Source organism: Acinetobacter sp. VT 511, assembly GCF_001077515.1.
Taxonomy (GTDB): domain Bacteria; phylum Pseudomonadota; class Gammaproteobacteria; order Pseudomonadales; family Moraxellaceae; genus Acinetobacter; species Acinetobacter schindleri.
Window position 1 is genome coordinate 94112 of the sequence record NZ_LFRE01000089.1, and the last position, 15090, is coordinate 109201.

Below are 15090 nucleotides of genomic sequence, written 5' to 3' on the forward strand. Positions count from 1 at the left end.
TCCGACAATAAAAAGCTATTACCACTCAAAAAAAAATCATTGAAACAGGGAAAGTGTGAAGTCGTTATTGAAATTATAATTTTTTGACTACTTGTGTAGAAAATGCTCGTTGATAATCTCTGGACAGGTATGTTAAAAATAATCGACACTTATATAAAATTCCGCTATAAGCCTGTGGTCGCTTATGGTTTCTGAATGGGAAGGGGTAAGAAATGGACGATAAATTCCAAAATCTAAAAGTGATGGTCATTGATGATTCAAAAACCATTCGTCGTACAGCAGAAACTCTTCTTCAGCGTGAAGGTTGTGAAGTGATTACCGCAGTAGACGGTTTTGAAGCATTGTCAAAAATTGCAGAAGCAAATCCCGACATCGTTTTTGTAGATATCATGATGCCTCGCCTTGATGGTTATCAGACTTGTGCCTTAATTAAAAACTCGCAAAGTTATCAGAACATTCCTGTTATTATGCTATCGAGTAAAGATGGTTTGTTCGATCAGGCCAAAGGCCGTGTGGTTGGTTCAGATGAATATCTCACCAAGCCATTTAGCAAAGATGAGTTGCTTACCGCAATCCGCAACCATATCAGTGCTTAATTTATTTGATTTTTTCTTGGGGAAATTGGCATGCCACGTATTCTAATCGTAGATGATTCACCGACCGAAACTTTTCGTTTCCGCGAAATTCTATCCAAGCACGGCTTTGACGTGATTGAAGCAGCAAATGGGGCTGATGGGGTGACCATGGCGCAGGCAGAATTGCCTGATCTGGTGTTAATGGATGTCGTCATGCCAGGGGTAAACGGTTTTCAGGCGACACGTCAGATCGCTCGTGGGGCAACAACCAAACATATTCCAATTGTCATTGTAAGTACCAAGGATCAGGCAACTGACCGTGTATGGGGTAAGCGTCAGGGTGCAGCAGATTATCTGACCAAACCTGTAGATGAAAATCAGTTAATTGATGTGATTAAGCAACACCTCAATGCAGGATAAACGCTATGGCAGCGAATGGATTTATCGAACTGCTTCGGATTGCGAAACGGGGTAACAAAAACTACGTTTCCAATGACAACGAAGTCAACCGATGGTCAGGCATTGCTTTTGAAATGATGGGGCAATATTTTGTTGCCCCGCTCGGGGAAGTATCGGAAGTTATCTATCCGCCAAAATATACACCTGTTCCCAATACTCAGCCGTGGGTAGTGGGACTGGCAAATATTCGGGGCCGACTGCTTTCAGTTTCAGATCTGGCTCAATACATGTCTGGACATAGAAGCCAGTATTCACCTACTCAAAAAGTATTATGCATTAACCATAATGATCAGTATGTCGGCCTGGTTGTAGATCAGGTTTTGGGGATTCAACACTTTAATAAGAAAAGTTTCTTTTCTAAAACAACTGAATTGGACAAAAATTTACAGGAATATTGTCAGGGGTATTTCCACCAGCACAATCAGCAGTGGCATGTCTTTTTATTCAGTCGTTTGTTGCAAAATCCAAAATACATGAATGCATCTATAAAATTTATAAATTAATTGTCGCACGAAAGTAAAAGGGCGTAAATTCGGGGAGAAGCTTTATGGGCTTTAAGCTTAAGAAGAAAAATACAGGCGAGAGTAGCAGCCGCAGCGGCGGTAATGCTTTTTTAGCCAAGATTCAATCACAAGCAGATCAGCTATCACGTGTCTTTGGTGATAGTGAAAAGTCTAAGCCACTCATTTACGGAGCAATTGGCTGTCTTGTTGCTGCAACTATCACACTGTTATACCTTTTCTATAGCGTTCCTCGTGCCAACGAACTTACACAAAGTTTGGGTGAATTGCGTCTACTTTCACAAACCATTTCGCGTCAAGCAACTGAAGCGACTGCCTCCGGCACGCCTGAGGCAATGAAGAAACTGACCGAATCACAGCAGTCATTTGCTGAAAATCTGGAAACGGTAAAAAGTATCCATTCGAATAATGAAGCCCTGCAAGCGGTAGACAAGCAATGGACTGAAGTATCTTCAAGTATTGACCTGATTTCTTCACAACAAAAAATCATTAACCAACTTTACGATACTAACATCGCGATTGGTGAAGCAATTCCAGGAATTCAGGCAGAATATAACCTGATGGTCGATCAGATGGCACGTCAGGACATGCCGTCGAACCAGGTGGTTATTGCCAAAAACCAGGTATTCATTGCAGAACGTATCTTGCGTTCGATCAGCTTGGTGTTAACCGGTACAGATGGTTCACGTGAGTCTGCAGATGACTTCAGTTCGGATACTGAAACATTCGGTGCTTACTTAAATGCACAGTTAGATGGTTCAGCACAACTGGGTGTACAACGTATCGATGATCCGAACTTACGTGAGTCATTAGAAGGTATTAAAGCTGAATATGATGATGTATTACAGTCAGCTGCATCTACAATTTTGAAAAACTCAGCGCAGATTGTAAAAGTACGTCAGGCATCTGCATCTATTTTTTCTCAATCTGACCAACTATTAGATAACCTGAACAAACTGTCAGGTGGTTCAACTTTAAAAACAGTTATTCCGGCAATATTGTTACTTACCTTCCTGGCTGGCTTCATTGTTTGCGTATTCCGTTTGCTTTCATTACGTGGTGCATCGGATAAACAGCGTGTAACTCGCCTACAAGAAGAATATGACCGTAACCAGAATGCGATTCTTCGTTTACTTGACGAAATTGCTGACCTTGCAGATGGTGACTTACGTTCATATGCAACGGTATCTGAAGACTTTACCGGTGCGATTGCTGACTCGATTAACTTTGCGATCGATCAATTACGTGATCTGGTATCGCGTATTACTGAAACATCTCAGGAAGTTGCACAATATACTGCAACTACTCAGAGCATTACCAACCAGTTAGCCGAAGCATCTGAACACCAGGCACAAGAGATTGCCGGTGCATCTGCAGCGATTAACGAAATGGCACTGTCGATTGACCAGGTATCTGCCAACGCCGAAGAGTCTGCTGTCGTTGCGGAACGTTCAGTACAAATTGCAGCAAATGGTGCAGACGTTGTACATCGTTCTATTGAGGGTATGGATACGATTCGTGAACAGATCCAGGAAACCTCTAAACGTATTAAACGTTTGGGTGAGTCTTCTCAAGAGATTGGTAACATCGTCGCACTGATTAACGATATTGCCGACCAGACGAACATCCTGGCACTGAACGCTGCGATTCAGGCATCTATGGCGGGTGAAGCAGGCCGTGGTTTCGCCGTAGTTGCCGATGAAGTACAGCGTCTGGCAGAACGTTCTGCATCTGCGACCAAGCAGATTGAAGGCCTGGTAAAAACCATTCAGACCGATACCAACGAAGCTGTAATTTCGATGGAACAGACTACTGCCGAAGTTGTGCGTGGTGCGAACCTGTCTAAAGATGCCGGTGTGGCACTAGACGAGATTCAAACCGTATCGAATAACCTTGCAAAACTGATTGCGAACATTTCCGATGCAGCAAAACTTCAGGCTGCATCTGCGGGTCATATTGCAACGACGATGAACGTTGTACAGGAAATTACTTCACAAACAACGACTGCAACCTTCGATACGGCACGTTCGGTATCTGAACTTGCCAACATGGCCGATGCATTACGTGAATCTGTATCTGACTTTAAACTTCCAGAATAAGTCAGAAAAATTTGGGGGAAGGAGCGTGTCTTAATTCCGGTTAGGACACCTCCACATACAGATCAAGCCTCGACAAGATGTACTTAACTTCAAACGTTAGGTCTCGCGTGACGGTCACAATCAAGTTTGAGCGCCCTTCTTGGCGGCAGAACGTAAGAAGCCTTAGCTATGAAAGAAATATTAAAAGATCTAGTTGAAACAACAGCGCTTCCTGAAGATAGTTATCTTGATCAAGATGCTGAAATTTTAGAGATATTTGTCGAAGAGATTGAAGAAATCTTTGTCGAGTTAAATGCTTTATTGCCACAGTGGTTTGCCACACCAGATCATCAAGAAACATTAACCACCATTCGCCGCCACTTCCATACGCTGAAAGGTTCGGGTCGTATGGTCGGTGCGAAGCAGGCGGGTGAAATTGCCTGGGCAGTTGAAGATACTTTGAACCGTGTACTTTCCGGTTCAATCAAATTAACGCCAGTCATTCAGAAGTTCGCGCAAGCAACTTTAAATATCTATCAATATGTATTGTATCCATGCTTTAAGCAGGTACAGCCATTAACCGTGGATTTACGTCCAGTCGTACTTTTAGGACAACAATTACAACAGCAATTGAGTCCAGAACCGGCACTTGAAGAATTATTGCTACTTGCGGACAATCTGACTGCTGAAGGTCAGCTAACAGGTCTTGAACTTGCGGATACTGCAGAAGCAGATTCATCAATAGCAGAGATTGCTGAAACTGCTACCGCAGAACGAGTAGAAGTTGCTGAAGAACGTACTGACCTTGAAGAAACGGTAGCGATCTTTGTTGAAGAAGCCGAGGAACATCTGGCGACAATCCATGATTTCCTAAAACACGAAAATAGTGCCAAGCAAGACTATAATGGCCTGATTCGTGCATTGCATACCCTGCGTGGTAGCTCTTCTATGGCACAGATTGATGATATCTGTGAGGCCAGCGTTAAAGTAGAGAATTTATTTAAAACGCTGGTTCAGGATGAAATTGCTTCAACTTCCAAAGAAACAGCACTATTACAGCAATATTCAGAATTTATCGGTGATTATTTACATCTATTGAAACAAGGTAATACTGAAAAGCTGGCAGGGATTTCTGCTACTTTTGAGGATGCCTGGGATACCTATGGCTTTACTGTGACTGAACAGCAGGATGCTGATCAATCTCAAGGTATGGTTACACGTCTGGTTGAACTGAATATTGATCAGTTACTGGATGCCGAATTTGAGTTTGATAAGCGGGTACTTGAAGAATATCCAGATTATATTGAAGCTTTGAGCCAGCAAGCCGCAGAGCTGATGGTACATACGGATAACCGTGCATCGATCGGTATTCATGAATTCGCATCCCAGTTAAAAGCAGCTTATGATGCTTTGCTGGCGAGACCGGTCTTGCTTGAAAGTGATTATGCCTTCGAACTGTTTGCACAGGCACACCAGGAATTTATTCACCTGTTCGATACGCTCGCGGCAGGACAGCGGGTGATTTTGAATGCCGAAGTTGAAAAACTTCTGGCGGATCTGTCTGCCTTTGTACAGCAAGACATCGAAGTATTCGCTACAGACAAAGTTGTTGAAACTGCGGTACCTGCGCCAGTAGAGTCAGATATATCCACAGCAGTTGATTTTACTGGGCTCAGCCAGCGTATTGTAGCTGATCGTCAGCAGCAGGACGCTGAAGATGCGAACCGTGATTTCGATGAAGACTTGCTGGATATCTTCCTGGAAGAAGCAGATGAGTTGCTGGCAGGCATTGATGAAGACCTGAATACCTGGTCCAAAGAACCTGAAAATACCCACTCATTGAACAATCTGATGCGTTATTTGCATACCCTGAAGGGGGGTGCAAACATGATTGCTGCCACGCATATCGGTTCGATTGCACATGAGCTGGAAAGTATTTATGAGCGCGTGATCCGTCAGCAGATTACCGTAACACCTGCATTGATCCAGATTATCCGCCTGGTACAGGATAACGTGTCAGACCGTATCCAGAGTATTCGTGATGATAAGATTGATTATCCGGCACCTGAAGCTATTCATATGCTGCAAAATATCCAGGCACTTGTGGCTGGAACAGCTACTGCAACTCCGGTAGCTGCTGTTGAGACGGTAGAAGCAGAGACTTCTGTAGAACTAGAAGTTATTGACGATGCATCGGAATCTGCTGAGATCGTTGTGGAATCACAAGCGCTTGAGCGAGTAGACGGCTTTGAAACTGAATCTGTTCCTGCATCAGATGAGCAAATTCAGGAAGATCAGTCAGGCGAAACACTTACTGCTGAGTCAGCTGAATCTATGCTTGCTGATGAAGATGATCTACAATCGATTGTTGAAGAAACCTTCCTGGAAGAATCGCAAGAGATTCTGGAAAATGCAGAAAAATTACTGAACCAATGGTTCGATCAGCGAAGTGACCGTAGCTTATTGCTGCAACTTCAGCGTGCTGCCCACAGTATCAAGGGTGGCGCCCGCATGATCAGCAATGAAAGCATCGCAAGTATTGCTTATGGTCTGGAAAGTGCATTTGAACAGTTTGCTGTTCATCATTTTAACTCCAATGCCTATGACAGTCTGCTGCAAAAGACCCTGAAATGGCTGGGTCAAGCCATTTTTGATCATGATTACAATGGTTTTGAGCAAATCAAAGCAGCGCTGGATGCGATTGAGTTTGTAGATGTCACTGCACAGCTACCTGAACGTCTGACCAAAACTGAAAGTCTGGAAGTTACAACTGGCTTCGAGTTTGTTCAGGGTGATGGTACTGAACCACCAAATATGATGGGTGAGTGGGCTGAGAACACCTCAAGCGATAGCAATAACGAGATGATCCGTATTTCAGCCGAACTGGTCGAGAAGATGATTGACCTGTCAGGCGAAAATGCAATTAACCGTTCGCGTATCGAGATGGATCTGGGACAGCTCGGCAATACCTTAAATGAGATGGAACTGGCGATCAAACGTCTGGCTGATCAGCTGCGCCGTATGGAAGGCGAGCTGGAGTCTCAGATTATTGCCAAACATGGCTCAGAAAACTCACGCTATGCTGACTTCGACCCCTTGGAGATGGACCAATATTCATCCCTGAACCAGTTATCTAAATCTCTTGCTGAATCTGCATCGGACTTGGTCGACTTTAAGACCACGCTCGCGGAAAAAATCCGTGATACCGAAGGTTTGCTATTGCAACAATCGCGTATCCAGGCTGAGATTCAGGAAAGTCTGATGCGTACCCGTCTGGTACCATTTGACCGTATGTTGCCACGTTTACAACGTATTGTGCGTCAAACTTCGACCACACTGAACCGTCCGGCAGAGCTGATTGTTCAGAATACCGAAGGTGAACTCGACCGTACCATTCTGGAACGTCTGGTAAACCCATTTGAGCACATGCTACGTAACGCGATTGACCATGGTCTGGAAGATACTGCAGAACGGCTTGCGCTGAATAAGCCAGAAGTCGGTTCAATTGTCCTGAACATTAGCCGTCAGGGTACCGACGTCATTATCTCCTTTAGTGATGATGGTAAGGGGATTGATGCGGAGAGTATTCGTGCTAAAGCCATCAGTCTGGGCTTGATCAAAGCGGAACAGCAGGTGGATCAGGAAGAATTGCTGCAATTCATCTTCCATCCAGGTTTCAGTACGGCTAAAGCAGTCACCCAGATTTCGGGTCGAGGTGTTGGTCTGGACGTGGTACAAAGCGAAATCAAAACGCTGGGCGGTCACGTTTCGGTAAATTCTGAACTGGGCAAAGGCACGACCTTTACGATTCGCGTACCGACCACTGTGGCCGTCAGTGATGCCTTAATGGTGAAAGCGGGTGACCAGCAATTTGCCATTTCTCTGGCACAGATTGACCGTATTGTCCGTATTGCACCAGCAACACTGGAAACTTACTTCAACAGTAAGGATGATTACTTCAAGATTGATGGTGTGAACTACAAGCTGCGCTATCTGTCTGAGTTTGTCTCTAATCAGCCAATTCCACGTTTGAACAATGTTGCGCATTCATTACCAGTACTCCTTATCAAGGGTAATGGTGGTCAAAGTATCGCTTTGCTGGTGGATCAATTAGTTGGCTCACGTGCACAGATCGTAGTGAAACCGATTGGACAGCAGTTTGCCAGTGTGGGTGTGATTGCAGGGGCAACCATTCTTGGTGATGGTCAGGTCTGTCTGATTCTGGATGGTCAGAATATTGCCCGTCAGGTTCAGGCGACTCAGCGTATCAAACAGTTATCTGATCAGCAGGATCTGTCGCGTCGTGGTAATGCACGTCGTCTGGTCATGATTGTCGATGACTCGGTAACTGTACGTAAGGTAACGTCACGTCTGTTAGAGCGTCAGGGTTATGATATTGTCACTGCCAAAGATGGTGTCGACGCGATTGAACAGTTGGAAAATGTCCGTCCAGACCTGATGTTGCTGGATATTGAAATGCCACGTATGGATGGTTTCGAAGTAACTAACCTGGTTCGCCATCATGATATTCACCGCAACTTGCCAATTATCATGATCACCTCACGTACTGGGGAGAAGCATCGTGAGCGTGCCTTCAGTCTGGGTGTAACACACTATATGGGTAAACCGTTCCAGGAAGCGGAGCTGCTTGCCAATGTTCAAGAATTAATTGCTGCTCAACAGGGGTAATGAATGAATAGTCAGACTAACGTGAACGCAGTGTCGGCCGATAAAATCAGCCAGCAGGAGCTACAGCATCTCATTACCGTATCTACGGGATTTATTGATGCGTATATCATCGACTGTCATGGCAAGGATCCGATGTTGCTGCCGCAGAACATTGTTCTATCAGCGCTGGATAGTGCTACACAGGTAAAAACTGTAGAGTGGCATGATGCACAACTTCCAGTTTATGCAGTGAATGATCCAGACCGTAAGAATGGTGTAGCATTAGTCATTGAAGGGGATGAAGCGAATCAGCGTTTTGCCCTGATGTGCAATGAAATGCCCAAGACCATCCGTTTACGTATTTCGGAAATTGTCGATGATGAACGCGAAGTGACAGATCCGACGATTTTCCAGTATGTACGTATGGGCGAGGCGATGTACCATATTCCCCAGATGGCACATATTCAGTCCTTGGTCGGCCATTAAGCTATATAGATCTAAGAATATAAAAAAGGAACTCAACGGAGTTCCTTTTTTATTTGGAGCTTTTCAATCTGGCTTAGTTTGCCAACAGATTGATCAGGATTTTTTCGTAAATTTCAGCTAGTGGTTCCAGATCGGCGATATCGACATGCTCATTGATCTGGTGGATGGTGGCATTTAATACGCCTAGCTCAAGGACTTGAGCACCGGTAGGGGCAATGAAACGGCCATCTGAAGTACCTCCAGAAGTTGACAGCTCGGTTTCAGTACCAGTGACATCACGAATCGCATCTTTAGCAGCATTCACCAGTTCACCGACTGGTGTCAGGAATGGCAGCCCAGATAAAGTCCACTGAATGTCATATTCCACACCATGACGATCCAGAACTTCTAAAGTGCGTGCTTTTAATTCGTCAGCAGTCACTTCAGTGGAATAACGCCAGTTGCATAGCAAATTCATTGTGCCTGGAACAACGTTGGTTGCACCTGTGCCAGCATTGATATTGGAAATCTGGAAAGAGGTTGCCGGGAAGTATTCGTTGCCATTATCCCAAACAGTTTCACAGAGTTCAGCGATGGCTTTAGATGCAGTATGAATTGGATTCACAGCAAGATGTGGATAGGCCACATGACCTTGTTTACCTTTGACAGTCAGGTTGGCATTCAATGAGCCACGACGGCCGTTTTTAACAATATCACCAAGTTTATTGGTACTAGATGGTTCACCTACCAGACACCAGGTAATTTTCTCATTACGCGCTTCTAAGGCCTCAATGACTTTTACCGTACCATTGATTGATGGACCTTCTTCATCAGAAGTGATCAGGTAAGCAATTGAACCTTTATGATCTGGATATTTCTCTACAAAGCGCTCAGTAGCAACAACCATGGCTGCCAAGGCAGTTTTCATATCTGCACTGCCGCGACCATAAAGTTTACCATCACGGATTTCTGGCAGGAACGGGTCAGAGTTCCAGGCATCCAGGTTGCCGGTTGGCACTACATCTGTATGACCTGCAAAACAGAACACCGGGTCTTCCGTCCCTTTGCGTGCCCAGATATTGTCGACATCTTCAAAACGCATGTTTTCGATATTGAAGCCTACCTTTTTCAGGCGTTCTGCCATGATGTTCTGGCAATCATGATCGACTGGAGTAACGGAAGGCTGACGTAACAGTTGCAGGCTTAAATCGAGAGTTGCGGAAGATGTCATATGAGATTCATTCATAAATCAAGAGTATTGTGTGCACTATGATAGGCGAAGATGCAGTAACTTGTGAATCACAGACATAAAAAAACCCTGACAAGCGCAGGGTTCTTTTACTAAGGCAATAAGATTAGTTGCGGCGAATTTCATCAGAAGTTTTTTCTGCTGTACCAGTCACGGCTTCACCCGCTTTAGACACATCTTTACCAACGCCTTTCACAGTATTACAACCTGTAAGTACAAATGCCAAGATTAAAGAAGTTGCAAGAATTTTTTTCATCATCATCTCCGTGTTATCAATAATAAAATTATTATGATGTGGAAGTTAGATTAGAAAATATACGAAAGAAAAAATATATGGTTTTCATAGTGCTTGCGTAAATTAATGTAATAGTTATCAAATTTTTCAGTAAATATCCTAGATCAGTGTCGGGACACGGAACATATAGAAATCTCCGCTGAGTGCCGATTTATATAAGCCATTAGTCCACCACTGTGGATAGTCACTGCTCATATGCCGGTTTGGATAGATCCATTCATGTCGTTGCAGGCGATAAAAGTATTTCTCCTGGGTGGGAATCTGATAGCCCCAACGACCCAAACGCCGTCCGGTATTGACCCAGTCTGGAATAGGCGCGCTGCGATGGACTGGTAAATACAGTTGTCCCTTCAATATGCAGAATCGCTGATCAATCGGATAATCCAGCGCATCCTGAAACTGGAACTGCTTTTGAGTGAAATGCTTCAGCTTGCGATTCAAGGTATCGCTTCGGTTTAATCCATACCAATGCGGCAAGCTAAAGTCTGCTTCAGCCAGATAATATTTTAAAGCAATTTCCCAGTGTTCGATTTTTTCGGTGAGTTTATTGAACAACAGAAAATCAAGTTCACCTAAGGTTTTGGGTCCATCAATCTTCTGAATACTATGTCCAAGCAGGGTATAGGGATGATAACCCTTATCCAGCAGCCAAAACCAGATCAGCATTTCGAAACGCAGTCCAAGACGGGTACTTTTGAGTTGTGCAACAAAGTTTTCCAAAGCCTGTGGATTTTGATCCAGTTCTAAAAGTCGTAGATGATAATTTTCCAGATATTGTTGCCACATTTGATCTGAATGCAAGTCAAAGGCATGCTCTAGTTCAAGTTTGTCAGGCACCTGAGAAAGGATATTTGGACTGCCAACAGCGAACGCCAGCTGACGTACCAGTGGATGCTGATACTGTTGCCACGGTTCAATAAAGTCCTGAGTCAGGCAGGGTACAGGCATGAAGAGTCCTAGCTAAATATGCAGAAATACAACGGATAAGAATCAAAAACACCTTATACTACCCCAATTCCATGGTTAGGGTTGCTGTATGAAAGTGTTGTTTTGGCGAAGTCTGGTGGTCATTTTTGTGACATTAGGCTTTATAGGTGCGGTTTTGCCTGGCATGCCAACAACGGTTTTCTTGATTCTGGCCACATGGGCTGCCTCTAAAGGCTGGCCGCAGATGGATGAGTGGCTGCTGAATCACCCTAAATATGGACAGACTTTACGCGACTGGCGTGCCAATCGGACCGTGCCGCGTAAAGCCAAATGGTTTGCCAGTATCATGATGCTGGTTAGCGGGATTATCATGTTATTTACCAATGCACCGCTGGCTGTCAAAATCTTTACTGATCTGACCATGCTAATCGTGGCAATCTGGTTATGGTGCCGCCCGGAACCCAAGCCAATCTCTGAAAAGCATATACCGTCTGAAAGGGAATAAATGTATGCAGCAATGGACTATAGAACAAGCCGATATTCAGATTGATCTGGCTGCACAAAAGCTGTATCTACCTCGTTTTGCCAAGAGTTATTCAATTTCAAGCGGTAAAAATGGTATCGGAGAAATGGAAAATAGTGGCAAAACGCCTCGAGGCTGGCATAAAGTTGCGCAAAAAATCGGGGCTGATACACCATTGAATAGTGTATTCATTGCCCGTCAGGCTACAGGAGAGATTTATTCTGAATCACTGGCAGCAAAATTTCCCAATCGGGATTGGATTCTGACCCGGATTTTATGGCTGAGTGGTTTGGAAGACGGTTTTAACTGTGGGGAAGGTTGTGATACTTACCGCCGTTATATCTACATTCATGGTACGCCAGACACAGAACCGATGGGAATACCGATGTCACATGGCTGTATCCGTATACGCAATACCGACCTGATCGAGCTGTTTGATCTGGTTAATGAGCAGGCTCTGGTTTATATCTCAGAACATTCTTTAGAAAAATAGTCTCTTACCAATGTTTTCATGGCTCCTATTTTAAATCTCTACAGAGAGTGAGATGGGGTAGAGAGCATAAAAGGATTTTATCTCACTATTCACCTTTAAATATGAGTGACCAGGTAGCTGTAGAGCAAAATGAAAAACATCGTTTGCCTTTGAAATAAGCTGAATTTCCTCCTGAATCGAAAAATATGGCATAAATCCCGCTTTATTTCTGATTAAAAATAATTGCAGATACGTTTTTACATGATCACAACGTGTCCTTAGATAAAGCTTTGTATACTATTTCGGCGAAATAGCAGCTTTTGGACCGTATGGTGTATAAAAGGAACGATCCAGCAAGCAATGAATACCGCCTTATCTGAGTTTGAGATTCAATGAATTTCGGTATAGACTTAAAAAATAAACAAAAAGTGTTGTTTTTTTTGGCGATCAACCTATTTTTTAATCACTCGAACCTAAAAAGTGGAAAACATTCGGAAAAGCGTTTGACACGCTGTGAAGATTCTCTATAATGCACCTCATCAAGCGATGAAGTCGATTTGAAAGGGCGCTTAGCTCAGTTGGTAGAGCGTCTGCCTTACAAGCAGAATGTCGGCGGTTCGATCCCGTCAGCGCCCACCAAGCTTCTTTTAAAGTTAAGATCTTTTAGTGCAGCGGTAGTTCAGTTGGTTAGAATACCGGCCTGTCACGCCGGGGGTCGCGGGTTCGAGTCCCGTCCGCTGCGCCACTTTAAGTTCTTGATGAATCGTTTGCCACAATAGCGACATTGTGTAAGTGCAGCGGTAGTTCAGTTGGTTAGAATACCGGCCTGTCACGCCGGGGGTCGCGGGTTCGAGTCCCGTCCGCTGCGCCATTTACATGATAGACCTTTTGAGGGCGCTTAGCTCAGTTGGTAGAGCGTCTGCCTTACAAGCAGAATGTCGGCGGTTCGATCCCGTCAGCGCCCACCAGATTTTTTGTGATGCAGCGGTAGTTCAGTTGGTTAGAATACCGGCCTGTCACGCCGGGGGTCGCGGGTTCGAGTCCCGTCCGCTGCGCCATCCTTAGAATCGAAACAGTTTGACCCTTTAAGGGCGCTTAGCTCAGTTGGTAGAGCGTCTGCCTTACAAGCAGAATGTCGGCGGTTCGATCCCGTCAGCGCCCACCATATCTTTTATAGATATACGACACGCAGCGGTAGTTCAGTTGGTTAGAATACCGGCCTGTCACGCCGGGGGTCGCGGGTTCGAGTCCCGTCCGCTGCGCCATTTTTCATTTCCTGATGTGAAGAATGTGTTATCAAAGTCCAAGACTACGCGCTTCGCTTGTCTTGCATCATAAAAAATAACGATGTTATTTTTTACTCTTCAGGGCGCTTAGCTCAGTTGGTAGAGCGTCTGCCTTACAAGCAGAATGTCGGCGGTTCGATCCCGTCAGCGCCCACCATATTCTCTCTTGCTTAAAATCTAAATTTTCCATAGAATCCTAAGTCTATAATAATTTATAAGATTTCATGGCTATGAGAAATCCATATCAGCGCAAGGCCGCGACTAAAACTCATAATACTCCTTACGATCCTCTACAAGTTTATAAACAGTTCATCGAAACAATTGTGGCACAAGGCTGCATTTACGCCTTATACCAAGATGGCTGGGCACTCTGTGCAACGCCAACAGGGCAAAAGGCTTTTGCAACCTGGCAGAGTAAAGGCTTGGCAAAACTGCTCATCAAAGATAACTGGGAAAAATACGAAATTCAGGAAATCAGCTTCAAAGATTTTATTGAAAAAGTGATTCCTTTCCTGCGTGAAGAGCATACCGCTTTATCTCTAGATCTGACGCCTGAAGGGCAAAATATTCTGGTTGCGCCAGAAAAAATGCTGCTGGATATCAAGAATTATCTGTATCAGATTTATGTGCAGAAGCCAGAGATCTTTAAAAGCGGTCATATTCCATTGCCACGCCAAATCCGATTGCATTGATTTTCATCTTTTAAATAACTCTTTTTTAATATTCATTCAGCAACCAGCCGCTAAGAAAAGCAAAATACTCGCGTAGCCACGAGTTATAGCGAATATATAGTGGCGTTTCTGCGCTAATACTGATGACTTGTGTATAGCCCTGATGTCTGGCTATGGCACGAGCACGAATGCTATGAAAGTCACTGGTGAGAATGGTAATTGGATCATTCAAAGTAATCTGATGACGGTTTAAAATCTTTTTGGAGTTGATCAGATTGAGTTCGGTGCTGGTACTTTGATCTTCCATTGCAACTAGATTACGAACAGCAGGATATGACTGTTTAAGGTAAGTCTGCATCACTTCGGCTTCAGTATATTTCTCCTGAAAACTCAAGCCGCCCGTCATAATGATCAATGCTTCTGGGTGGAATTGTGCATAGTCAGCTGCAGTGTCGAGACGTTTTTGCAAGGTTGGCGAGGGTCGGTTGTTTTCTATACCACTACCTAAAACCAGGATTGCCTTGGTTGGCAATTGGGTATTATCACTATTGATATTGCTTTGAATATAACCAAAGAAGATCAGAACACTGGCGACCCAGGTAAAAAGTCCAATCCACATCCATTTCCATACACTGGAACGAAACCTGGAGTGCTGGTGCCATTGCTGGAAATAGGAAAAGAACAGGGCGTAAATAATCAGTAACACGCCAATCAATAGTGGTAGCAAGATTCCCAGATGAATCTTGTTCTGTAAGAGTAACCAGAGACTGTCTGCACTCAGTAAAATCCCTGCAATACTACTGATCAGGCGTTTATAAAAATCTGACATGAATAATCCTGTAATTTTCATATTTTATTGTAGGTATTTCAGTTCTATAGGCAAGAAAAAACCGGGCAACAT

Annotated in this window: 13 protein-coding genes and 8 tRNA genes; 17 read left to right on the top strand and 4 right to left on the bottom strand. The window is 44.2% G+C overall.

Features of this window, described 5'->3' with window-relative positions:
* Positions 1–212 precede the first annotated feature (212 nt).
* From pilG to ACS72_RS13210, 6 genes are all read left to right on the top strand, one after another.
* Positions 213–596 (top strand): twitching motility response regulator PilG, encoded by a 384-nt coding sequence (gene pilG / locus ACS72_RS13185; protein WP_004814763.1) that lies wholly within the window; start codon positions 213–215, stop codon positions 594–596.
* A 30-nt stretch (positions 597–626) separates the two neighbouring features.
* Positions 627–995 carry a response regulator gene (locus tag ACS72_RS13190; protein WP_004814764.1) on the top strand — a complete coding sequence of 123 codons (369 nt, stop codon included), beginning with the start codon at positions 627–629 and terminating at the stop codon, positions 993–995.
* A 5-nt stretch (positions 996–1000) separates the two neighbouring features.
* Positions 1001–1537 (top strand): chemotaxis protein CheW, encoded by a 537-nt coding sequence (locus ACS72_RS13195; protein ID WP_004814765.1) that lies wholly within the window; start codon positions 1001–1003, stop codon positions 1535–1537.
* 44 nt (positions 1538–1581) lie between these two features.
* On the top strand, positions 1582–3654 hold the full coding sequence (locus ACS72_RS13200; RefSeq protein WP_004814766.1) for a methyl-accepting chemotaxis protein: 2073 nt from the start codon (positions 1582–1584) through the stop codon (positions 3652–3654).
* 168 nt (positions 3655–3822) lie between these two features.
* Positions 3823–8322 (top strand): Hpt domain-containing protein, encoded by a 4500-nt coding sequence (locus tag ACS72_RS13205; protein WP_048882367.1) that lies wholly within the window; start codon positions 3823–3825, stop codon positions 8320–8322.
* Between the two features lie 3 nt (positions 8323–8325).
* Positions 8326–8787, top strand: a complete 462-nt coding sequence (locus ACS72_RS13210; protein WP_008307514.1) for a hypothetical protein — start codon at positions 8326–8328, stop codon at positions 8785–8787.
* 73 nt (positions 8788–8860) lie between these two features.
* Here the strand turns inward: ACS72_RS13210 and dapE are convergent, their stop codons facing one another.
* The 3 genes from dapE to ACS72_RS13225 all read right to left on the bottom strand — a co-directional run bounded on the left by dapE (position 8861) and on the right by ACS72_RS13225 (position 11258).
* Complete coding sequence (dapE, locus tag ACS72_RS13215) at positions 8861–9997, bottom strand: succinyl-diaminopimelate desuccinylase (RefSeq protein WP_048882368.1); 1137 nt, start codon at positions 9995–9997, stop codon at positions 8861–8863.
* 124 nt (positions 9998–10121) lie between these two features.
* Positions 10122–10271, bottom strand: a complete 150-nt coding sequence (locus tag ACS72_RS13220; protein ID WP_004814773.1) for an entericidin A/B family lipoprotein — start codon at positions 10269–10271, stop codon at positions 10122–10124.
* Positions 10272–10409: 138 nt separating this feature from the next.
* Positions 10410–11258: a DUF1853 family protein gene (locus tag ACS72_RS13225; protein WP_048882369.1), complete on the bottom strand. Its 849-nt coding sequence runs from the start codon at positions 11256–11258 to the stop codon at positions 10410–10412.
* An 88-nt stretch (positions 11259–11346) separates the two neighbouring features.
* On the opposite strand from ACS72_RS13225, the gene ACS72_RS13230 reads away from it, so the two are divergent.
* The 11 genes from ACS72_RS13230 to ACS72_RS13280 all read left to right on the top strand — a co-directional run bounded on the left by ACS72_RS13230 (position 11347) and on the right by ACS72_RS13280 (position 14210).
* Positions 11347–11742 (top strand): YbaN family protein, encoded by a 396-nt coding sequence (locus ACS72_RS13230; RefSeq protein WP_008307518.1) that lies wholly within the window; start codon positions 11347–11349, stop codon positions 11740–11742.
* A gap of 4 nt (positions 11743–11746) precedes the next feature.
* Entirely contained in the window at positions 11747–12253 is a 507-nt protein-coding gene (gene elsL, locus ACS72_RS13235; RefSeq protein ID WP_048882370.1) for a cell wall-recycling L,D-carboxypeptidase ElsL, read from the top strand.
* A gap of 542 nt (positions 12254–12795) precedes the next feature.
* Positions 12796–12871, top strand: a tRNA-Val gene (locus ACS72_RS13240).
* Positions 12872–12900: 29 nt separating this feature from the next.
* A tRNA-Asp gene (locus ACS72_RS13245) sits at positions 12901–12977 on the top strand.
* Positions 12978–13026: 49 nt separating this feature from the next.
* Positions 13027–13103 (top strand) — tRNA-Asp (locus ACS72_RS13250).
* A 21-nt stretch (positions 13104–13124) separates the two neighbouring features.
* A tRNA-Val gene (locus ACS72_RS13255) sits at positions 13125–13200 on the top strand.
* 13 nt (positions 13201–13213) lie between these two features.
* A tRNA-Asp gene (locus ACS72_RS13260) sits at positions 13214–13290 on the top strand.
* Positions 13291–13321: 31 nt separating this feature from the next.
* Positions 13322–13397, top strand: a tRNA-Val gene (locus ACS72_RS13265).
* 23 nt (positions 13398–13420) lie between these two features.
* Positions 13421–13497 (top strand) — tRNA-Asp (locus ACS72_RS13270).
* Between the two features lie 102 nt (positions 13498–13599).
* Positions 13600–13675: transfer RNA gene (locus ACS72_RS13275), tRNA-Val, on the top strand.
* 73 nt (positions 13676–13748) lie between these two features.
* Positions 13749–14210 (top strand): DUF2750 domain-containing protein, encoded by a 462-nt coding sequence (locus ACS72_RS13280; RefSeq protein WP_048882371.1) that lies wholly within the window; start codon positions 13749–13751, stop codon positions 14208–14210.
* A gap of 25 nt (positions 14211–14235) precedes the next feature.
* Here ACS72_RS13280 and ACS72_RS13285 read toward each other — a convergent pair whose 3' ends face one another.
* Positions 14236–15018 carry a YdcF family protein gene (locus tag ACS72_RS13285; RefSeq protein WP_048882372.1) on the bottom strand — a complete coding sequence of 261 codons (783 nt, stop codon included), beginning with the start codon at positions 15016–15018 and terminating at the stop codon, positions 14236–14238.
* Positions 15019–15090: the final 72 nt, after the last annotated feature.